The sequence below is a fragment of the Blastomonas sp. UPD001 genome, assembly GCF_003426715.1.
GTDB lineage: Bacteria > Pseudomonadota > Alphaproteobacteria > Sphingomonadales > Sphingomonadaceae > Blastomonas.
Genome location: NZ_QKVT01000001.1, coordinates 3,437,607 through 3,459,176 on the forward strand (window position 1 = coordinate 3,437,607; position 21,570 = coordinate 3,459,176).

At 66.4% G+C, this 21,570-nt stretch carries 17 protein-coding genes and 2 pseudogenes; 13 read left to right on the plus strand and 6 right to left on the minus strand.

The window, feature by feature from the left end:
- From DM995_RS21985 to DM995_RS17460, 3 genes and pseudogenes are all read right to left on the minus strand, one after another.
- A pseudogene (locus tag DM995_RS21985) lies at positions 1 to 269 on the minus strand (amidohydrolase); the annotation flags it as partial.
- A 71-nt stretch (positions 270 to 340) separates the two neighbouring features.
- Positions 341 to 1,357 carry an SDR family oxidoreductase gene (locus DM995_RS17455; protein ID WP_157973260.1) on the minus strand — a complete coding sequence of 339 codons (1,017 nt, stop codon included), beginning with the start codon at positions 1,355 to 1,357 and terminating at the stop codon, positions 341 to 343.
- Between the two features lie 247 nt (positions 1,358 to 1,604).
- Entirely contained in the window at positions 1,605 to 2,660 is a 1,056-nt protein-coding gene (locus DM995_RS17460; RefSeq protein ID WP_116970227.1) for a methyltransferase domain-containing protein, read from the minus strand.
- Positions 2,661 to 2,745: 85 nt separating this feature from the next.
- Between DM995_RS17460 and DM995_RS17465 the strand changes: the two genes are divergently transcribed.
- Positions 2,746 to 4,158, plus strand: coding sequence for a dihydrolipoyl dehydrogenase family protein (locus DM995_RS17465; RefSeq protein WP_116970228.1), 1,413 nt, complete (start codon positions 2,746 to 2,748; stop codon positions 4,156 to 4,158).
- 157 nt (positions 4,159 to 4,315) lie between these two features.
- Here the strand turns inward: DM995_RS17465 and DM995_RS21380 are convergent, their stop codons facing one another.
- Positions 4,316 to 4,600, minus strand: coding sequence for a hypothetical protein (locus DM995_RS21380; protein WP_157973261.1), 285 nt, complete (start codon positions 4,598 to 4,600; stop codon positions 4,316 to 4,318).
- A gap of 601 nt (positions 4,601 to 5,201) precedes the next feature.
- Between DM995_RS21380 and DM995_RS17470 the strand changes: the two genes are divergently transcribed.
- The 10 genes and pseudogenes from DM995_RS17470 to DM995_RS17515 all read left to right on the plus strand — a co-directional run bounded on the left by DM995_RS17470 (position 5,202) and on the right by DM995_RS17515 (position 18,000).
- Positions 5,202 to 5,822: an XrtA/PEP-CTERM system exopolysaccharide export protein gene (locus DM995_RS17470; RefSeq protein ID WP_031317642.1), complete on the plus strand. Its 621-nt coding sequence runs from the start codon at positions 5,202 to 5,204 to the stop codon at positions 5,820 to 5,822.
- 50 nt (positions 5,823 to 5,872) lie between these two features.
- Complete coding sequence (locus tag DM995_RS17475) at positions 5,873 to 7,390, plus strand: XrtA system polysaccharide chain length determinant (protein WP_116970229.1); 1,518 nt, start codon at positions 5,873 to 5,875, stop codon at positions 7,388 to 7,390.
- A 14-nt stretch (positions 7,391 to 7,404) separates the two neighbouring features.
- Positions 7,405 to 8,442 carry an AAA family ATPase gene (locus DM995_RS17480; RefSeq protein WP_116970230.1) on the plus strand — a complete coding sequence of 346 codons (1,038 nt, stop codon included), beginning with the start codon at positions 7,405 to 7,407 and terminating at the stop codon, positions 8,440 to 8,442.
- Positions 8,439 to 10,175 (plus strand): hypothetical protein, encoded by a 1,737-nt coding sequence (locus tag DM995_RS17485; protein ID WP_232824466.1) that lies wholly within the window; start codon positions 8,439 to 8,441, stop codon positions 10,173 to 10,175. The genes DM995_RS17480 and DM995_RS17485 overlap by 4 nt, the downstream gene beginning before the upstream one ends.
- 29 nt (positions 10,176 to 10,204) lie before the next feature.
- Positions 10,205 to 11,437, plus strand: a complete 1,233-nt coding sequence (locus tag DM995_RS17490; RefSeq protein ID WP_023836588.1) for an XrtA/PEP-CTERM system-associated ATPase — start codon at positions 10,205 to 10,207, stop codon at positions 11,435 to 11,437.
- 33 nt (positions 11,438 to 11,470) lie between these two features.
- Entirely contained in the window at positions 11,471 to 12,367 is an 897-nt protein-coding gene (locus tag DM995_RS17495; protein WP_116970231.1) for an XrtA system polysaccharide deacetylase, read from the plus strand.
- Positions 12,367 to 13,334 (plus strand): annotated as a pseudogene (locus DM995_RS17500) (GNAT family N-acetyltransferase). Before DM995_RS17495 ends, DM995_RS17500 begins: the two are co-directional and overlap by 1 nt.
- Positions 13,334 to 14,557, plus strand: coding sequence for a TIGR03087 family PEP-CTERM/XrtA system glycosyltransferase (locus tag DM995_RS17505; RefSeq protein ID WP_116970232.1), 1,224 nt, complete (start codon positions 13,334 to 13,336; stop codon positions 14,555 to 14,557). The pseudogene DM995_RS17500 and the gene DM995_RS17505 overlap by 1 nt, the downstream one beginning before the upstream one ends.
- Complete coding sequence (gene xrtA, locus DM995_RS17510) at positions 14,557 to 16,104, plus strand: exosortase A (protein WP_198669412.1); 1,548 nt, start codon at positions 14,557 to 14,559, stop codon at positions 16,102 to 16,104. Before DM995_RS17505 ends, xrtA begins: the two co-directional genes overlap by 1 nt.
- A 6-nt stretch (positions 16,105 to 16,110) precedes the next feature.
- Complete coding sequence (locus DM995_RS17515) at positions 16,111 to 18,000, plus strand: XrtA/PEP-CTERM system amidotransferase (RefSeq protein ID WP_116970234.1); 1,890 nt, start codon at positions 16,111 to 16,113, stop codon at positions 17,998 to 18,000.
- A 6-nt stretch (positions 18,001 to 18,006) separates the two neighbouring features.
- On the opposite strand, the gene DM995_RS17520 is transcribed toward DM995_RS17515, so the two are convergent.
- Positions 18,007 to 19,266 (minus strand): alginate export family protein, encoded by a 1,260-nt coding sequence (locus DM995_RS17520; protein WP_157973262.1) that lies wholly within the window; start codon positions 19,264 to 19,266, stop codon positions 18,007 to 18,009.
- Between the two features lie 201 nt (positions 19,267 to 19,467).
- The gene (gene mnmA, locus DM995_RS17525) at positions 19,468 to 20,604 is read right to left on the minus strand and encodes a tRNA 2-thiouridine(34) synthase MnmA (RefSeq protein ID WP_116970236.1); all 1,137 of its coding nucleotides are present in this window, start codon (positions 20,602 to 20,604) and stop codon (positions 19,468 to 19,470) included.
- A 192-nt stretch (positions 20,605 to 20,796) separates the two neighbouring features.
- On the opposite strand from mnmA, the gene DM995_RS17530 reads away from it, so the two are divergent.
- Positions 20,797 to 21,165 carry a hypothetical protein gene (locus DM995_RS17530; protein WP_116970237.1) on the plus strand — a complete coding sequence of 123 codons (369 nt, stop codon included), beginning with the start codon at positions 20,797 to 20,799 and terminating at the stop codon, positions 21,163 to 21,165.
- Positions 21,166 to 21,172: 7 nt separating this feature from the next.
- On the plus strand, positions 21,173 to 21,472 hold the full coding sequence (sciP, locus tag DM995_RS17535) for a CtrA inhibitor SciP (protein ID WP_017670538.1): 300 nt from the start codon (positions 21,173 to 21,175) through the stop codon (positions 21,470 to 21,472).
- Positions 21,473 to 21,570: the final 98 nt, after the last annotated feature.

The window sequence follows — 21,570 nt, forward strand, 5'->3', positions numbered from 1 at the left end:
TCGGCGCCGAACGCGGTGGGGATGCCCGCCACGCCGGGCGTGATCTTGAAACCCGCGGTCTTCAACCGCTCCTGCAGCAGCGCGCTCGACCGTTCTTCCTTGTAGCCGACCTCGGCCCATTCCCAGATCTGCCGCGCGACCTTGGCCGTGTCGTCATAGCGCGCATCGATCGCCTTGAGCGCCTGCGCGGCGGCGGCATCCTCGGCCTCGCCCGCGAGTGCGGCCGAGGGCAGGGCGAGTGCGAGCGTGGCGAGAAGGATATGTTTCATGGATGCGGCCCCTTGATTGAATATGGGCGCATCATGTTGAAAACGAAGGAAAGGCGCAAGGGGCGTGACGGCTACCGCCAGTCCAGAAACCCGACCTTTATGCAATGATCGATCATGCGGCGGAAGGCGGCGTCATCGATTGCCGGCGCGCCAATCCCCGCGATCCGCTCGAGGCTGTCGCCCGCAAAGCAGGGGCTGCGCAGGAAATAGTCGAAGAATTGCGGGCCGATGCGCCGGTGCACCATCGCGGTGCGCCGGTCGAGTGCGGCCGGATCATAGGCCTGAGGCGCGATCATCCGCGCCGGAACGGTGCCGGGATACGCGGCGACGATGCGCAGCATGTCCGCCATCGCGAATGGGGCAGAACCCGCCAGATGCACCCGTGCGCCGTCGAACGCGGCGATATCCTGGGCCATCGCCATCAGCCCGGCGGTAACATGGCAGATCGGCACGATCGCGAACGCGGCTTGCGATGCGGCGGGGACATCGCCCAGCAGCAGCGATCCGAACAGCCGGAACAGGTGATGAAAGCCGTCGATCCGCGCGATTGCGCCATCGCTCAGCCGCCCGACGATGATCGCAGGGCGGGCGATGCCGGCGACTAGTCCATCACGGCGCGCCGCCTCGACCAGCGCTTCGGCGCGCGCCTTGCTCGCTTCGTAACCGTTGGTGAAGCTCGCCTGCGGATCGGCTGGTTCCTCGCCGATCACGCCGTCGGCGCGGCCGCAGACATAGGCGGTGGAAACGTGCAGCAGTGGGCAGCCCCAGGCCTGCGCGAGCGCAATGGCCTGCGCGGTGCCGCCGACATTGATCGCTTCGTGCACCGCATCGCTGGCGGCGAAATCGACCGTCGCGGCGCAGTGAATCAGCAGGTCGATATCTGCGGGCGGCTCGGCCATTCCGAAGCCCGGCTGTGCGACATCGCCCTGCAGCGCGGTCATCTCGCCGATCCGGTCGCGGCTGTCCATGTCCAGCACGTCGCGCCCTTCGCCGCGCACCAAGGCGGTGACGCGGTGCCCGGCATCGAGCATCGCCCCCGCCAGCGCGCCGCCGACAAGTCCCGTGGCCCCGGTCAGGAAGACGTGCATGCGCGCTCCCTTTTCGCAGCCGCTAACCATTTCCGCTCAGCCTGAGCCTGTCGAAGGCCCCGCGCTGCCCTTGCTGTCACTTCACCCGTCACCCCCGCGCAGGCGGGGGTCCCGCTTCTGCAACGCGCGCGCGAAGATGCGGGATTCCCGCGTTCGCGGGAATGACGGAGTGAAATGCGGAAAACTCTCGCGGGGCCTTCGACAAGCTCAGGCTGAGCGGGGGTGGGCATGAAAGCGCGACTGAGCGTCAGCAGCACCCGGCAGCCACCACCCCGCCATCGCCCGCCGCCTGCGCGAAGGGCAGGCCACCGCCGCATCCCGCGAACACGCCATAGTGCGTCGAGAAATCGCCGATGAACTGGAAATGCGGGGCAAAGCGGGTGTCGGCCAGCATCTTCCAGCTGTTGCCGCAGATCGGGAAGATGCGGCCGCGCTCGATCAGATGATGCTTGTCGAGCGTGAACATGCGCTCCTCGCCCTCGACGGTGCCGAGATACACCACCGCCTGGCCGTAATCCTCGCATTCGGGCTCGAGATCGTCGAGCTTGAACAGGCGATAGGTGGCGGAAAAGAAATCGATGCCGTCGAGCATCTCGGCAATGCGCGCGTCGCCTATGCCGAGCGGGCGGTCCTTGACCAGGCGCGGGTCGGTGAACCCGGCGGCCCTGGACAGCTTGAGAAAATCGCCCCAGTAGAGCGCGCCCGACAGGCACTCGCCGTGCAGCACCGGATCGCTGAGCAGATGCTGCGGCACCCGCCGGCTCGAATAGACGTCGGAGAAATACATCTCGCCGCCGGGCTTCAAGAGCCGGTGCGCATCGGCAAACACCTTGGCCTTGTCCGCGACCAGATTGATCACGCAGTTCGACACGATGATGTCGAAGCTGCCGGGTTCGAGGTCCAGCTCATCGAGCTTCTCGATATCGCCTTCGACAAAGCGCACGTTCGACTGCGCGTAGCCGAAGGTCTCGCGGTGCCACTCCAGATGCGCGTTGGCGACGGCGAGCTGTTCGGGCGTCGCATCGACGCCGACGACCTCGCCATGCTCGCCGACCAACTGCGCGAGAATATAGGCGTCCTGGCCCGAGCCCGAGCCGAGATCGAGGATGCGCGCGCCTTGAATCGCCGAGGGCGCGATCAGGCCGCAGCCATAATAGCGCGCCTTCACGTCCGGATGGACATTGGCCAGTGCCTTGATGACCGCCAGGGGAGGGCGCTCTGCCGTGGTGCAGGCATCGGTGCGCAGGTCCGCCGATTCCGACAGGATCTTGCCATAATATTCGCGCGAATTCTCAAGATTCATGCTGGATTCCCCTCGCCATGACGCACAAACACTAGCCTTGCGGCGCTGCGGTAACCAGCGGCATTTTCAAGGCGAAGGGCAGTCCATGGCATATACGCATGACGTGATCGTGATCGGGGCGGGATCGGCGGGGCTGGTGTGCTCGGGCGGCTGCGGGATGTTCGGCCTCAAGCCGCTGCTGATCGAGCGCGGACCGATGGGCGGCGATTGCCTCAACACCGGCTGCGTGCCGAGCAAGGCGCTGATCTCCGCCGCGCACCGCGCGCACGACCTGCGCACCGCGAGCGAGTTCGGCATGGCCTCTGTGGAACCTGTGGTCGATTTCCGCGCGGTGCATGATGCGGTGCACCAGGCGATCAGGACGATCGAGCCGCATGACAGCGTCGAACGCTTCGAGGGGATGGGCGTCGAGGTGGTGCGCGGCGACGCCAGCTTCACCGGACCGAAGAGCGTCGTGGTCGATGGCAGGACCTACTCCGCGCCGCGCATCGTCATCGCGGTGGGCAGCCGCGCCTTCGTCCCGCCGATCAGGGGGCTCGATGCGGTGCCCTATCTCACCAACCACAATGTCTGGGATCTGACCGAACTGCCGGAGCGGCTGATCGTGCTGGGCGGCGGGCCGATCGGCATGGAACTGGCGCAGAGCTTCCGGCGGCTGGGGGCGCAAGTCGTGGTGGCGACCAAGGGCCGACCGTTTCCCAAGGACGATGCCGATGCCGCGAAGATCGTCATCGAGCGGCTCGAAAGCGAGGGCGTCGAGATCATCCATGACGCCGAGGCCGAAGCGGTCGAGAAGACCGCCGACGGCCTGGTGATCACGCTCGAGGACGGGCGCACGCTGGAGGGATCGCACCTGCTGATCGCCACCGGGCGCGAGGTGAATTTCGACGGGCTGGGGCTCGAGGTCGCGGGCGTGGCCTATGACAAGAAGGGCATTCAGGTCGATGCCCGGCGGCGGACCAGCGCAAAACACATCTATGCGATCGGTGATTGCCGTGAAGGCCCGCGCTTCACCCATGCCAGTGGATACGAGGGCGGCAATGTCGCGCTCGAGATCAGCCTGGGCGTGCCAACCAAGGCCAATTATGCCGCGCTCCCCTGGGTCACCTATACCGATCCCGAGCTCGCGCAGGTCGGCCTGACCGAGGAGGAAGCGCGCCGCCGGTTCGGCGACAAGGTGACCGTGTGGCGCGAGGATTTCGACCATAACGACCGCGCGGTCACCGAGCGCGAGATCACCGGCTTCGTCAAGCTGGTCAAGAAGGGCAGCAAGGTCGTCGGCGGCACCGTGGTCGGGCGCGGCGCGGGCGACCTGATCCTGCCGATCGCGATGATGATCGCGGGCAAATCCTCGACCTTCGGCGTCGCCAGCCTGATCGTGCCCTATCCCAACCGCTCGGAGCATATCAAGGCGGCGGCCTTCGCGTCGGATGAGGCAAAGGTGTTCAACAATTGGTCGCGGGGATGGGCTCGGTTTCTGGCGCGATTGCGGAGGTGAGGGGCTGTTGGTGAAGTCTGGTTTCGGGCAACTCGCCAGCATTGGTGGATGACTGAAACTGGGTGGGAAGCGGATAGAGCGTTTTTTCCCAACCGCCGTTACTTTTGAGCACCTCATCTGCTGTGAGATCAGTGCTGGCAAGCGTTAAAGAGCCCCTTCAGCGATTGAAGCGCTCCCATTCTTCATCCTCTTGCTTTTGCGCTGCCGCATTGGAGCGTCGAATAGAAATACCCAATAAATGCCAGCCCGAATAGGCAATACCTGCCATCATGATGCTTGGGAACACCCAGAAAACTGGCAATCCGAGTACCGAGTCCGCATCCACCAGGAAAATAGGTATTATGCAGAGAAACCACCAACGGCCCACAACACTGATCGCGCCATAGCCATGTCGGTCATAAGCTCGCTCTAGGTAAGACCGATACTTATCTAGGAAATCCATTCACCATGCTCCAACGCTGCGGAAGCTGCATCATTCATTGAACCACCAAGGTCCGCAATGGGGTCGTTTGCAGAATGGCAGGTTTTTTTCGGATAGTTCCAAAGCTGACACCCCCGTCCGCTCAGCCTGAGACTGTCGAAGGCCCCGCGCTGACGGTCCAGATGAAGCGCCCGTCACCCCCGCGCAGGCGGGGATCCCGCTTTCTTTACAAAGAGCAGGAAACAAGCGGGATTCCCGCGTTCGCGGGAATGACGGGGAGGGCGAACGGCTTCGCGGGGCACTCGACAGGCTCAGGCTGAGCGGGCGTTGTAGGCACTTGGCCACTGGTGGGGGACTGGCCTGACCGGCTGGAGATGGGCCCCTGCCTTCGCAGGGGACCGGATTGGCGAGGGGGTGAGTGCGCCAACGCCGTCCTGACCAGCGCCCCACCCGCCCCATCATCGTAAAATCATCTTCGCCATCAAACACTAACGCTATGTTCACCCTTTTTCGCCATAGCTGCTGCCAATCTGCGTGAACCCGGCCCGGCAAACCGCTGTGCCTCGGGGATTCGCGGGGCGACGAAAAAGGTGTTGAAATGGAACTGCTCCGTCTGTTGAAAATGGCCATCGCGGCCCTGGCGACCACGGCTCTGCTCGCGGCCTGTGCCACGACGTCGAGCGGGCCGCAGCTTCCTCCGGCATCGTTCGTCTCGCTCTCCGACGGGCCCGGCGAGGAATATATCATCGGGCCGCTCGACGAGCTGACCGTGTTCGTCTGGCGCAATCCGGAGCTCGGCGCGAAGGTGCAGGTGCGTCCCGATGGCCGCATCACCACGCCGCTGATCACCGACATGCCCGCGGTCGGCAAGACCCCGACCATGCTCGCCGAGGACATCAAGCTGCAGCTGTCGCAGTATATTCAGGAGCCGATCGTCTCGGTCATCGTCAACAGCTTTGCCGGCACCTTCTCGCAGCAGGTGCGCATCGTCGGCGCGACCGAAAAGCCCGCATCGATCCCGTACCGCGCCAACATGACGCTGCTCGACGCGATGATCGCGGTCGGCGGACTGTCCGAATTCGCCGCGGGCAACCGCGCCAAGCTGGTGCGCTTCGACAAGGTGTCGGGCCGCCAGCAGGAATATCCGATCAAGCTGGGTGATCTGATCAAAAAGGGCGACAGCCGCGCGAACGTGCTGCTGCAGCCCGGCGATGTGATCATCATCCCCGAAAGCATGTTCTAAAGGCCCCAGCCCGACGCCCGCACCGCAACAGCGAAAGAAAAGCCTGACCGATGAATGGCCTGTACGAAGAATTCCGGATTGCGGTGCACAGCGTGTGGCAACGCCGCTGGCTGGCGATGGGAATCGCCTGGGTGATCTGCCTGCTCGGCTGGCTGGGGGTCGCGATGATCCCCAATACCTATGAATCGCAGGCCAAGCTGTTCGTCCAGACCAAGTCGATCCTCGCCGACAATACCGGCGTCAACCCCGCCGACCAGCAGAAGCAGATCGATACCGTCCAGCAGACGCTGACCTCGGCCACCAATCTGGAAAAGGTCGTGCGCGGCACCGATCTCGGCAAGGGTCTGGTGACCCCGCGCGAGATCGAGGGCGCGGTCAACGGCCTGCGCACCGCGATCAAGATCAAGTCCGAACAGAGCAACCTGTTCGAGATTTCGGCGACCATGACCGCGTCGGGCCGCTCCGATGGCGAGGCGGCGAACCTGTCGCGTGCCGTCGTGCAGAAGCTGATCGACCTGTTCGTCGAGGAAAATCTCGCAGGCGGACGCGGCGAGACCAGCGACACGCTGCGCTTTCTCGATGAGCAGCTCGCCAAGCGGCAGAAGGAACTCGAGATCGCCGAGCAGAAGCGGGTGAAGTTCGAGACCGAGAATCTCGGCATGCTGCCTGGCATCGGTTCGGTGAGCCAGCGGCTCGAACAGGGCCGGGTCGAGATCAACCAGATCGATTCGCAGCTGATCGCCGCGCAGAGCGCGCTCGCCGCGATCAACGGCCAGATCGCCGGGACGCCGCAGAGCATCGCGGGTGCCGCGGGTGGTGGCGGGATCAACCCGCTCGCCCAGGCGCAGGGCGAGCTCGCCGGCATGAAGGCCCGCGGCCTCACCGACCAGCATCCCGATGTCCAGGCGGCCAAGAACCAGATCGCCGCGCTCAAGGCTGCCGGGGCAGGGGCGAGCACCGCCTATTCGGTGCCCAACCCGGCATACAGCTCGCTGGTCAGCATGAAGGCCGAGCGCCAGGCGGCGGTCACCGCGCTGCAGTCGCGCAAGGCCGCGCTGCAGGGCGAGATGAACGCGATGGTCGCCAAGCAGATCCAGGAGCCGGGCGTCGCCGCCGAACAGGCGCGCATTGCCCGCGATTACGAGGTTTTGAAGGCGCAGTATGACAAACTGCTCGCCGATCGCGAGCAGGTGCGGCTGCGCGGGCAGGTGGAGACGCAGACCGATGCGGTCCGTTTCGACCTGATCACCCCGCCGTCGAGCCCGCGCACGCCGATCGCGCCCAAGCGGCCGCTGCTGCTCGCGGCGGTGCTGTTCGCAGGCATTGCCGGCGGTATCGGCGGGGCGTTCGCGCTCGGCCAGCTGAGCGCCAGCTATCCCACCTCGGCCAAGCTCGAGGCGGCCTCGGGCCTGCCGGTGATCGGATCGATCTCGCAGATGCTCACCCAGGCCCAGCGCGCCGAGCGCAAGCGCAAGCTGCGCATGTACATCGGATCGGGCGGGGCGCTGGTCGGGGTCTTCCTGGTGCTGCTGATCATCGAGTTCATCCAGCGCGGTTCGGTGGTGTGAGGGGCGAAAGAGACATGACCATGCACGATCCCATCAAGTCGCCCGACAAGAACGAGGCCCCGCGCTCGCTGATCGAGCGCGCGTCGCAGCTGTACGATTTCCGCAAGGCGTTGAGCCCGGAAACGCCGAAGCTGCCCGATGCGCCGGTTGCGCCGCCGCCCGCTGCGCCAGTTGCCGCGCCTGCACCGGCTCCGGTGGTTCCGCCCGTCAGTCCTGCGCCTGCGCCGGTAGTCGCCGCTCCCGTCGCGCCGCCGGCTGTCGCCGCTCCCGTCGCTCCGCCGGCTGCTGATGCGCCCGTTGCGCCGCGCGCGCCGGTGCTGCCGGTGGCCCAGGTCGATCGCGACCTGCTGCGCGAAGCCGCGTTCATCGTGCCCGATGGCCCGGTGACCAGCATCTCGGAAGAATTTCGCATCGTGAAGCGCCGGCTGCTTGCCAGCGTCCAGGCTGAAATCAACGCGGGGCTTGGCGTCGCGGCGCAGCGCATCCTGATCTGTTCGGCCAATCCGGGCGACGGCAAGACGTACAGCGCGATCAACCTTGCACTCTCGATCGCGACCGAGAAGGACCATGACGTCCTGCTGGTCGATGCCGATTTCGCCAAGCCGAGCATCCTCTCCTCGCTCGGCATCGCCGGGCAGAGCGGGCTGATGGATGCACTCGCCGATCCTTCGGTGGAGGTGCAGGACCTGATCATCCCGACCGATATTCCCGGTCTCTCGGTGCTGCCGGCCGGACGCCAGACCAATACCGACAGCGAATATCTCGCCTCGGCCCGCACCCAGGAGGTACTGGCCAGCCTGACCGCCGGACGGCCCGGCCGGATCGTGATCTTCGATTCGCCGCCGCTGCTCGCGGCATCGCCTGCAGCGACGATTGCGCAGCATGTCGGCCATGCGCTGATGGTGGTGCGCGCCGATGTCACCAGCGAACGCGCCTTGCGCGATGCGCTCAGCCTGATTGCCGGATGCAACCAGATTCAGCTGCTGCTCAACGGGGTCAAGTTCTCCCCCTCGGGCCGCAGCTTTGGATCCTATTACGGATATGGAGAATGACCATGACGAAATGGTCGGATTTCATGGGATTGAAACGGAGCGCGCCGCTGGCGGTGCTGGCCGTGGCGCTGGCGGCAATGCCGCAGGCGGCGCACGCGCAGCAGGGCGGCGGGGCCGATCCCGGCATCGGTCAGGGCCAGAGCCAGGGGCAGGGCGGACGCAGCGGCGGCCTCGCCAATGGTCGCCGTTCGGTCGTCATCCCCTATCTCGAGGTCGGCCAGGTGCTGAGCGCCGACCTGAAGAATGGCGGCGACCTGCTGACCTACAGCCTCGCGGCGGTCGGCGTCGATGCGGCGTTCGCCACCTCGCGTGCCGAAGCGCAGGTCAGCGTCCGCTATGAGCGGCGCTTCTCGTGGAACGACGATTTCGGCGACGAGGACGCGATCAGCGGTGTCGCGCGCGGCAACGTGCAGATCATCCCCAACACGCTCTCGCTCGAGGCGGGCGCACTCGGCGTGCGTTCGCGCGTCGACAATCGCGGCGCGGCCCCCAGCAACCTGATCGGCGGGTCGGACAATGTCACGCAGATCTATTCGGTCTATGCCGGACCCACGCTGGCGACGCAGGTCGGCACCGTGGATGTCAACGCGCTCTACCGCATCGGCTATACCAAGGTGGAGGCCGATACCGTCGCGCTTCCCGTCGGCCAGCGTCCGCTCGACCTGTTCGACGACAGCGTCAACCATGCCGCGAGCCTTGCCATCGGTCAGCAGCCCGGCGGCTTCCTGCCGATCGGCTGGTCGGTCAGCGGCGGCTGGTATCGCGAGGATGCGAGCCAGCTCGACCAGCGCTTCGACGACAAGATCGTGCGCGCCGATGTCACCGTTCCGGTGAGCGCGACGCTCGCGCTGGTCGGCGGCGTGGGCTATGAGGATATCGAGATTTCGGAACGCGACGCGGTGCGCGATGCCACCGGCGCGCCGGTGGTCGGGCGCGACGGTCGGCTCGTCACCGACAAGGCCTCGCCGCGGCTGCTCTCCTACGACCAGGACGGCCTGATCTGGGATGTCGGCGTGCTCTGGCGGCCCAGCCGCCGCACGTCGCTCGAGGCGCGGGTGGGCAAGCGCTATGACAGCATGACCTATTATGGCACCTTCAGCTACACGCCCAACCAGCGCATGGCGGCGAACCTGACAGTGTACGATCTGGTCGCCGGGTTCGGATCGCGGCTCAACGACAATCTGTCGGGCCTGCCGACCCAGTTCGATGCGACGCGCAACCCGCTGAGCGGCGACCTCAACTCGTGCTTCTTCGGTGTCGGCGGGGGCGGCAACTGCCTCAATGACGCGCTGCAGTCGGTCGCCTCGTCGGCCTTCCGCACGCGCGGCGTCACCGGGCAGATCAGCCTGACCAGCGGCAGCTGGCAGCACGGCTTCGGTGCAGGCTATAGCCGCCGCAAGTTCTTCGCGGCGGATAACGGCGCGCTGGCCGGTTTCGACCAGACGATCGACGAGATCTGGTTCGCCAGCTATGTCGGCGCCAAGCAACTCGACGCGCGGTCGAGCATCACCGGAACCGTCTACGCCAACTATCTGGAAAACGGCCCGGGTCAGGTGCTGAACGGTGGCGGCAGCGACGTGCTCGGCATCGGCACCAATGTCGCTTATGGCCGCAACTTCACCAACCGGTTCAACGGTACGCTCGCGCTGGGGCTCGACTATTTCGATCCCCAGGGTTTCGAAAGCAGCCTGGTGGCATCGGCGCTACTGGCGCTGCGGTACTCGTTCCAGTAATATTGACTTGAAGATCAGGGGGAAAGCCCATGTTTGAGACCCATTACGGCCTGACCGGACGGCCCTTTCAGCTGACTCCCGATCCGCGCTTCTATTTCGAGAGCGCGACGCACCGCAAGGCGATGTCGTATCTGGGCTATGGCCTGGCGCAGGGCGAGGGCTTCATCATCATCACTGGCGAGATCGGTGCGGGCAAATCGACGCTGGTCGCGCATCTCATGGAAACGGTGGACAAGGCCCGGCTGACCGCGGCGCAGATCGTCACCACCCAGCTCAAGGGCGATGACCTGCTGCATATGGTGGCGAGCAGCTTCGGCGTCGCCACGGCGGGGCTCGACAAGACCGGCACGCTGGCGGCGATCGAGCATTTCCTCCACACCGAGGCGCGTGCGGGTCGCCGCTGCCTGCTGGTGGTCGATGAATCGCAGAACCTGCCGATGCCCGCGCTCGAAGAGCTTCGCATGCTGTCGAACTTCCAGCTCGGCAGCCATCCGCTGCTGCAGATCTTCCTGCTCGGCCAGCCCGAATTCCGCGCGATGGTGCACGGTTCGCCGGGCCTCGAACAACTGCGCCAGCGGATCATCGCGACGCATCATCTGGGCGCGATGGAGCAGCACGAGCTTCAGCCCTATGTCGAGCACCGGATGACGCTGGTCGGCTGGACCGGTCGACCCGCTTTTGCCGACGATGTCTGGGCGCGCCTGTTCGCCGAGACCGGCGGGATTCCGCGCAAGGTCAACATGCTCATCAACCGCGTGCTGCTGATGGCGGCGGTGGACGATCGCGATACGGTCGATGCCGCGCTGATCGATGCGGTGCTCGCTGACCTCGCGATGGACCAGATGAGCGACGAGGACTGGCAGAACGAGGCGATGCTGGCGAGCGCCGCGCGCCATGCCGAGCAGGCTGCACCGGTCGCGCCCGCGCCCGAAGTCGCGGCCCCGGTCGCGGCTGCCGCGATCCCCGAGGTCAGCCGCAGCGATTTCAACCATTTCGTCCGCGAGGTGCGCGCCTTCGCCACCGAGCAGCAGGACGCGCGTGCGCTCTTGGTGCAGGAACTCCAGGCCGCGCTCGACCGGGTCGATGCGCTGGAATCGCGCCCCGCGCCTGCCGCCGATGTCGAACCGCTGGTCAAGCGGATCGAGGCGCTGGAAAAGCTGCAGGCCGAGCAGCAAAAGACGCTGCACCGCGTGCTGGCGCTGCTGGTCGGCTGGGTCGAGGACGATTCCGCTGGCATGTGGCCCAGGGGCCAGGCCGCCTGATCGAATGGATTTGCCCCATGGGGCCGGGAGTGAATGACCGTGCGCGAAGCATCGCTGGGCCAGCATCGCACTGCCGATAGGCGCATCGTCAACGGCCTGTCGGTCGATGTCGAGGAATATTTCCAGGTCGGCGCGTTCGAGAAGACCATCGATCCGGGTGCCTGGGACGGCATTGCCAGCCGGGTGGAACTGAACACCGGCGCGGTGCTCGACCTGTTCGCGCGCTGCGGGGTCAAGGCGACCTTTTTCACGCTCGGTTGGGTGGCGCATCGCCATCCCGCGCTGATCCGCCGCATCATTTCCGAGGGGCACGAGATTGCCAGCCATGGCTGGGATCACACGCGCGTGTTCACGATGACGCCCGACCAGTTTGCCGAGGATATCGACAAGGCGCGCAAGGCGCTCGAGGATGCGGGCGGCGTCGCGATCAGGGGCTATCGCGCGCCCAGCTTCTCGATCGACCAGCGCACCCCCTGGGCGCACCCGATCCTCGCCGAACGCGGCTATGCCTATTCGTCGAGCGTCGCGCCGATCGCGCACGACCATTATGGCTGGCGCGCCGCGCCGCGCTTCGCCTTTCACCCGGTCGAAGGATCGGATCTGATCGAGCTTCCGGTGACCACGGTGCAACTGGGCGCGCGCCGCTTCGGCGCGGGGGGCGGCGGCTTCTTCCGCATCCTGCCTTATGCGCTGTCGCGCTGGGCGCTGAACCGGGTCAACAGCACCGACGGCCAGCCCGCGATCTTCTATTTCCATCCCTGGGAGGTCGATCCCGATCAGCCGCGGGTCGAGGGCGCGCCACTGCGCTCGCGGGTGCGGCATTATACCGGGCTGGATGCCATGGCGGGCAAGCTCGAACAGCTGACGCGCGATTTCAGCTGGTGCCGGATCGACGAGATCGCGCTGCCGCTGGCGGCGGGGAAACTGTGATGCTGCATTTCGCGCCGCCCCGGATGACCGCGCCAGCGGTGCGTCTCGCTCTGCTGGGTGAACCGAGCGAACGCGCGCGCCTGAACGCCTGGATCGAGGCGCACCCCGCTGCCACGGCATTTCACCGCCTGGCCTGGGGCGAGGCTGTCGCAAAGGCCACCGGGCACGCACTGCTCGCATTGGTGGCCGAAGACGCTGCCGGCGCGCTGACCGGCTATCTGCCGCTGAGCGCCATAGCGCACCGACGCTCGAACTGCGCGGCGGCGTGCTGCCGCAGGACCCGCGCTGGACGATCAAGTCGGACGCGCATGCAGGGTTCGTCGCCGATCTGGTCACCGAGGGCCCCGATGCCGATCAGAAGCAGCTCGAATGGATTCCGCGCAAGCAGCGCGCCGAGGTGCGCAAGGGGCTCGCCAATGGCATGACCGTGCGGACCGGTACCTCCGCGCTCGACCGGCAGCAGCATTATGCCGTCTATGCGGAAAGCGTGCGCAATCTCGGGACTCCAGTCTTCCCGCGCGCGCTGTTCGATGCGGTGCTTGATGCGTTCGGCGACGATGCCGATATCCTGACGGTGCTCAAGGACGACGTGCCAGTGGCCAGCGTGCTCAGCCTCTATCATCGCGGCACCGTGATGCCCTATTGGGGCGGCGGCGTCTGGGCGGCGCGGGGGCTTCGCGCCAATGATGTCATGTATTATGCACTGATGAACCATGCGCGCGCGCGCGGCTGCACGCGGTTCGATTTCGGCCGGTCGAAGGTCGATAGCGGCGCGTTCGCGTTCAAGAAGAACTGGGGCTTCGCGCCCGCGCCGCTCAGCTATGCGGTGCGCAATGCCGATGGCCTGCCGCCGCGCGACGTCAATCCGCTGAGCCCGAAATACCGGCTGCAGATCGCGCTGTGGCAGCGGCTGCCGATCGGCATCGCCAACCGGCTCGGCCCCTGGATCGCCAACGGGCTGGGCTGATGGGCGAGCTTCTCTTCCTGGCGCATCGCATCCCGTTCCCGCCCGATCGCGGGGACAAGATCCGTTCGCATGCCATGCTCAAGGCGCTCGCGGCGCGCGGCCCGGTGCATGTCGCGACCTTTGGCGAGACCGATGCCGATATGGCCGCCGAGGCCGAGCTTGCCTGGACAGCGACCAGCCATGTCCTGGTGCGGCGCACGATCTCCAACCTGCGCGCGGGGCTCAACGCGCTGCCCTATGGCAAGCCGGTATCGCTGGTGGCGTTCGAGAGCGACGAGATCCGCCATTATGTCAGCCGTCTGATCGCCACGCGGCCGATCGACACGATCTTCGTCTTTTCCGGGCAGATGGCGCAGTTCATTCCGTCGAGCTTTGCCGGGCGGGTGGTGATCGATTTCGTCGACATGGATTCGGCCAAGTTCGCTGCCTATGCCCAGACAGCGCTCGGTCCGATGAAACTGGTCCATGCGCGCGAGGCGCGGCTGCTCGGCGCGTTCGAGCAGCTGATGGCGCGCCGCGCGCATCTCAGCCTGTTCTGCAGCCCGCACGAAGTCGCCGAGTTCCGGCTGGGGCTGGGCGATCCGCAGGTGCGGGTGGATGCAGTGGTCAACGGCATCGATACCGTGTTCTACGATCCCGGTCGCGTCGAAGCGGCGGCCTATCCCGGCGTGCCGGGCCCGCACATGGTCTTCACCGGACAGATGGACTATGCGCCCAATGTCGACGCGGTGACCCATTTCGCCGAAGCGGTGCTGCCCCGCGTGCAAGAGCGTTTCCCGAACGCCTGGTTCCACATCATCGGACGCAATCCAGCGCCCGCGGTGCGCGCGCTCGCCGCGCGCCACGGGGTCGATGTCGTCGGCGCGGTCGACGATATCCGGCCATGGATCGCGTCGGCCAACATGGTCGTGGCACCCTTGCGCATCGCGCGCGGAATCCAGAACAAGGTGCTCGAAGCGATGGCGATGGCGCGCCCGGTCATCGCATCGGCTGCCGCAGCCGAAGGGATCGAGGCGGTGACCGGCGAGCATTTCCTCGTCGCCCCCAGCGACGACGCGATGGTCGACGCGGTATGTACGCTGGCTGCCGATCCGGATCGCGGCGCCGCGATGGGAGCGGCCGCGCGCGCGCACATGCTGGCGCATTATCAATGGAATGCGCAGCTCGCCCCGCTGCTGGCCTGGCTCGATCAGCCCGCCGCCCTGGTGCCGAGCGCGGCCTGATGGCGAGCCTCGCTGCAGACATTCCCGACACAGCCCAGCCGCAACCGCTCAGCCCCGCCTGGCGCTCGGCGCTGATCCGGCTTGCCATCGCCTGGGCCGCGATCCTGATCGTGTTCGCGCGCGACGCGGCGGACATGGTGACGATCTGGTGGGACAGTTCCACCTTCAACCATATCCTGCTCATTCCATTCATCCTCGGATGGCTGGTGATGCAGCGCTCGCAGGAACTCAGGCGCATCACCCCCGGCTTGTGGTGGCCGGGGCTCGTCGTGATGGCGGCGGCAAGCGCCGGCTGGGTGCTGGGCGAGGCGGCAGGCGTCGCGCTGGCGCGGCATCTGGCGCTGGTCATGTTCCTGCAGGGCAGCACGCTGGCGCTGCTCGGGCCGCATGTCGGCCGCGCGCTGGTCTTCCCGCTCGGCTACGCGTTCTTCCTCGTGCCCGTGGGCGAGGAGCTGGTCCCGCCGCTGCAGACGATCACGGCGGACATCTCGATGCTGCTGCTCGGCTGGTCGGGTATCCCCGCGCATATCGAGGGCGTGTTCATCTCGACGCCGACGGCCCTGTTCCGCGTCGCAGAGGCCTGTTCGGGGGTCAAGTTCCTGATCGCGATGGTCTCCTATGGCGTGCTCGTCGCGAATGTGTGCTTCAGCAGCTGGCCTCGCCGGATCGGCATCGTCGCGCTGTCGATCGTCATCCCGATCCTCGCCAACGGCGTCCGCGCGTTCGGGACGATCTATATCGCCGACCTGTACGGGCTCGATTTCGCCGCGGGGTTCGACCATGTCTTCTATGGCTGGATCTTCTTCGCGATCGTGCTGATCCTGGTGATGGCGATCGGCTGGCACTTTTTCGACCGGCAGGTGACCGATCCGTTCATCGAACCGGCGCTGGCCGACCGGCTCGCGGTCGCCTCGCGCACGCTGCCGCCCCAGGATCGTCTGGTGATCGCGGGCGCGGCATTGCTGCTCGCCCTTCCGATGGGCTGGTCGCTGATGGGGCTGCCCGATCCCGCGCCGCTGCCCGCGCGCGACAGCCTGCCGCAGATCGCGGGCTGGGAGCGTGCGGCCTATGCACCCGGCACGGCCTGGATGCCGCGCGCCCAGGGCAGCGACCGGCGCTGGATCGCCAGCTATGTCCGCGATGGTCGGCGCGTCGACGTCTATGCCGCGCTGTTCGACGGCCAGTCCGAGGGCAGAGAGATCACCGGCTATGGCCAGGGCGCGCTCGATCCCGACGGCGCATGGTCCTGGGTCGAACAGGGTCCGACCGTCGCCGACGGCAAGGCCGATATCGTCACCGGGCCGGGCCGGGTAGTGCGCGATGTCGCGACCTTCTACCGCGTCGGCGATCTCGTCACTGGCAGCAATCTTGCCATCCGGGTGGAATCGCTCAAGGCGCGGCTGCTGCGCCAGAGCCAGCCTGCGATGATCCTGATCGTCTCGGCCGAGCGCCGCGGCGATGGCTCGGCGCGCCCGGCGATCGATGCGCTGCTGCGCGATGCGGGCGGGGCGCAGACGCTGTCCGACACCATCCTGGCGGGGCGCTGAGCGGTCATGTGCGGCATTGCGGGCATCTTCCATCTCGAGACCGCCAAGCCGGTCGATCCGGCGCGCATCCGGATGATGACCGATGCGATGCTGCACCGCGGTCCCGACGGCCATGGCTGCTGGACCGCACCGGGCGTCGGCCTCGGGCATTTGCGGCTGTCAATCATCGACCTTGAAGGCAGCGCGCAGCCGATGGCGAGCGCCGACGAGGCCGATGTGCTGACCTTCAACGGCGAGATCTACAATTTCCAGGAGGTCCGCGCCGAGCTCGAGGGGCTCGGCCATGTCTTCCGCACCTCGGGCGATACAGAGGTGATCCTGGCGGCCTGGCGGCAATGGGGTGTGCACTGTCTCGAACGGCTCAACGGCATGTTCGCCTTCGCGATCTTCGACCATCGTCAGCAGCGGCTGTTCATGGCGCGCGATCGGCTGGGCGTGAAGCCGCTGCATTATGCGAGCCTGCCCGATGGCAGCGTCATCTTCGCCTCGGAACTCAAGGGCCTGCTTGCGCACCCGGCGCTGCGCCGCGCGCCCGAAATCCGCGCGGTCGATGACTATCTGGCGTTCGGCTATGTGCCCGACCATCGCTGCTTCGTATCAGGCGTGAAGAAGCTCCCCGCGGGGCATTACATGATGCTCGAGCGCGGCAAGCCGCTGCCCGAGCCGGTGCGCTATTGGGATGTCGATTTCTCGCGCCGGGCGAAGGGATCGGTCGGCGATCTGCAGGCGGAGCTGCTCCACCATATGCGCGAAGCGGTCGCCTCGCGGATGGTCGCGGACGTGCCCCTGGGCGCGTTCCTCTCGGGCGGGGTGGACAGTTCGACCGTGGTCGCGCTGATGGCCGAACGCTCGACCCAGGCGGTCAAGACCTGCAGCATCGGCTTCGACGTCGCGGCACTGGACGAGAGCGATTACGCGCGCCGCATCGCCGAGCGCTTCGCCACCGACCATCGCAGCCGCACCGTCTCGCCCGATGATATCGCGATCATCGATGCTGTCGCCGCGCAGTTCGACGAGCCCTTTGCCGATGCCTCGATGCTGCCGACCTTCCGCGTCTGCCAGCTCGCGCGTGAAAGCGTGACCGTCGCGCTGTCGGGTGATGGCGCGGACGAGGCGCTGGCGGGCTATCGCCGCCATGTCTTCCATCACGGCGAGGAGCGGGTGCGCAGCCTGTTGCCGCAAGCCTTGCGCGGCCCGGTCTTCGGAGCGCTCGGCGCGCTCTATCCCAAGGCGGACTGGGCGCCGCGCCCGTTGCGCGCGAAATCGACCTTGCTGTCGCTCGCGCGCACCGGCGCGGAAGGCTATGCCGACGCCGTCGGCGTCACCAACCATGCCGCGCGACAGGCGCTCTATTCGGACAGCCAGCGCGCCGCGCTCGGCGGGTATCGCGGCGAGGATGCCATGATCGCGCTGATGGAAGCGGCCCCGGCGCGCTCGGGGCTCGATGCCGCACAATATGCCGACATGAAGCTGTGGCTCCCCGGCGACATCCTCACCAAGGTCGATCGCACCAGCATGGCGGTGAGCCTCGAGGCGCGCGAGCCGCTGCTCGATTACCGGTTGATCGAGTTCAGCGCGTCGCTGCCCGAGGCGATGCGCGTGCGCGGCGGCCAGGGCAAATGGCTGATGAAGCGCGCGATGCGCGGCACCTTGCCCGACGACATTCTCTACCGTCCGAAAATGGGCTTCGTCAGCCCGATCGCGCAATGGTTTCGCGGGCCCCTTGCCGATCAGGCCCGGCGCATCGCCAGCGGATCGGCGCTCGCGCGCAGCGGCTGGTTCAACACCGTGAAACTGACCGAGATCGCAGAGGCGCACATATCCGGGCGCAGCGACAATGCCCGGCTGCTGTGGCAATTGTGGATGCTCGACAAGGCGCTCGACCGGATTTTCTGAGCAGCCTCAGAAGTTGAATACCATCTGGCCATAGGCATAGCGCGTATCGCCGAAGCCGTTGGCATTGGGGGCCGCTTCCAGCAGTCGCCCCGTGGTCAGCACGGCTCCGCCAGCCTCGAGCCGCAGCGTCCTGTCGACCAGCCAATGGCCGAGCCGCACCTCCAACATGTGCCCCGCAAAGCGCCCCGATCTGCCTTGCGGATCGGCGGGGCCGGTGTTGCCGAACCGGTCGCGGCGATTGTGCACCCAGGCCGGACGCCACAAGGTCATCACATCCCAGCGCGGGGCAGGGGCCACATCCAGCCGCAGCCCCGCAGAGAGCAGATTGGTGCGCGCGAGAGGCCCGAAAATGCCGCTGGGTCCAAGCTCGAAGCGGCGAGGGCCGAACAGCGTATCGAACCGGCCGAACCGCTCGGGTGACCGGGGGTCGTCGCCGCTGGCAAGATCGAACAGCGCCGAGATGCGGGGCTTGCCTGGCCATGCGGGGCTGTAGCCAAGTTCGGCATGCGCGAAATACGCGCGGACATCCTGGCGTCGCGCATTGGCAGCCGTCGACGCGCGCACGGTTCCCGTCTGCACCGCGCCTTCCAGATCGAGGTCCCATCGGCCCTGCGCGGGCGCACGGTGCAGCCGCGCACCCCAGGTGAACAGATGGCGATTGCGCGTCGCGCCATTGTCGCCGTCACGCTCGTTCAGCCCGAAGGCATTGGCCTGGAGCGTGATCCCCTGGAACAGGTCGGGCCGCGAATAGTGCGCGCCCCAGAAGACGAGGTCGAAGCTCTCGCGATCGACGCGAACCCGGTTGTCGATCAGGTCCTCGCGATCACTGGGCAGCCGGGTGTGGGGCAGGGTCTGGAAGACGACCAGATGATCGCCCGACCTGCCCCGCCAGTCCAGTCGCAGTCCGGTAAAGCTGTTGATCGAATTGCGAAACGCGTTGCGCCCGGTCAGCCGCCGCGAGCCGAGATTGAGGTGGAAGCGCCCCGCCGTCAGTTCGACCGGGCCGCTGGCATAGCTGATCGAAGCGCGGCTGAGCTCGAGCGCGTTGACCTCGCTGGTGCTCGCCGCGCCCGGCGCATCGACCAGATAGGCGCGCGCATCGATCAGCTCTGCGGCGAGATGCCATGGGCCGCTGCGATAATCGGCGGCGATGGCGGTCTGGATCGTCAGCGCGTCGTCGCGCGGGGGCAGGCCGGGGCGGAACTGCCCTTCGAGCAACTCGTAGCGCACGCGCAGACTGCCGGTGATGGTGAGCGGGTCGTCCATGTCCGCTTTCCGGCGTAAGCCGGAATCCAGCAGCGGCGATGCACGATCCGTCGCTGGGCTGCGGTTTTCGCCGGGCAGCGGTGGAGTGGCCAACGGACCGGATTGCGCAAAAGCAGGCGCAGTGGTCACCACCACACCGATCGCCAGCAAAGGTGCAAATGCGCGCAAGTTCATCCCCATCGGGGCTTAGCGCAAAACGCTTCAGGCAGCGAGCGCGGCTTCCACCGGCTCGGTCGAGGCGATCCAGCCGCCGCCGAGCACCCTGTCTCCGGCATAGAGCACGGCGGCCTGGCCCGGCGCGACGCCATATTCGGGCTGGAGGAAGACCAGCCGCCGGTGCGCGCCGCTGCCCTCGATCGTGACCGGCGCAGGCCGGGCGAGCGAGCGCACCTTGGCCTGCATTGGCCCGTCATACTGGCCGCCTATCCAGTTGAGGTCGACAATCTCAGCCGCGCGCGTCGCCAGCGCCGAGCGTGGGCCGACGATCACGCGGCGGGTTCCGGCGTCGAGCTTCACGACATAGAGCGGCACGGGCTGTCCGCCGATCTCCAGACCCTTGCGCTGGCCGATCGTGTAGTGGATCAGCCCCTTGTGCTCGCCGAGCACGCGGCCGTCGATATGCACGATCTCGCCGCCGGTATCGGCATCGGGGCGCACCTTGCGCACCACCGTAGCATAATCGCCATCGGGGACGAAGCAGATATCCTGGCTGTCGGGCTTGGCCGCGACGATCAGCCCCATGTCCTGCGCCATCGCGCGCACCTGCGGCTTGGGCAGGTCGCCCAGCGGAAAGCGCAGGAAGTCCATCTGGTCGTCGGTGGTGGCGAACAGGAAATAGCTCTGGTCGCGCGCCGGATCGTGCGCGCGGTGCAGTTCGCTGCGACCGTCGGCGCCGATGACGCGGCGAACATAATGGCCGGTCGCGAGGCAATCCGCACCCAGATCGCGCGCCATCTGCAGCAGGTCGGTGAACTTCACCCCCATGTTGCACTGGATGCAGGGAATGGGGGTGCGGCCGGCCATATATTCGTCGGCGAAACGCTCGACCACGGATTCGCGGAAGCGGCTCTCATGGTCGAACACATAATGCGCGATGCCCAGCCGATCGGCGACCGCGCGGGCATCGCGGATGTCCTGCCCGGCGCAGCACGATCCGGCGCGCTTCACCGCCGCTCCGTGATCATAGAGCTGCAGCGTGATTCCGATCGTCTCCGCGCCGGTCGACGCGGCGAGACCCGCCACCACGGACGAATCCACGCCGCCCGACATCGCCACGACGATTCGCCGGGCCTTCATGTCTCCGTCGAGCTGGAAACCGGAAAAAGCGGTGGACTGCATGGCGTGCATTTAACTCTCGCATCTGCTTTGTGCCACCCTGGGACGGCAAAAATTTGCCAGCCTTGGTCATCCTGCCGAAGAACGCCGGAATCCTGCGGTTTTCGGCACTGTCTTAGCGACATTTAACCAAGGCTAACCACCCGTGAAGGCTGCTTTTACCTGCTCTTACGGATTGGCTGGTAGACCCTGGGCATGGACATGAACTTCCCCCATGACTCAGTCCACCAAGCCAGTAGCGTGCCGTTGACCCTGCGCGCATTGGATATGGACATCCTGCGTGCGCTGGCGTGCACGCCGGTCGTCTGGCGCGCCGACCATTCCCCCATGGTTAACGACGCAGGCGATCCGGTGCAGATGCTGGCCGCCTGGCTGTCTGGCCTGGTGCGGGCCGACCGAGTGGTGCGGGGCAGCTTCAATCCGCACTTTGCCGACGCGCTGAACCGGTTCACCCCATCGGAACAGCATGGTCAAAATGACGTTTACCATTGTGCTTCAGTCAATCGAAAAGCCGATTGGTTACACCCCGGCCACGCGCAAAGTTGCAGTAACCAGGCCTTTTGAGGACGTGATGATCGAGAATCAGAAAATCAAACCGGCACAGGTCATCGGTCCGCTCGGCGAACCGTTGACGCTGGACAACCTGCCGGCCCCGGGCACCAAGCGCTGGGTCGTTCGTCGCAAGGCGGAGGTCGTGGCGGCCGTCAATGGCGGCCTGCTGACGATCGACGAGGTGTGCGAACGCTATGACCTGACGCTGGAGGAATTTGCCTCGTGGCAGCGTGCGGTCGATCGGTCGGGCATGCCGGGGCTGCGCGTCACGCGCATCCAGCATTATCGCGATCTCTACGAGCGCCAGCAGCGCTACTGAGCTTCCCCTCCAAGCGAAACCAGAAGGGGCGCGGTCCGAAAGCGGACCGCGCCCCTTTTTGTCGCCTGCAGGCCCGGGCAGGTAATCCCGGGCCGATC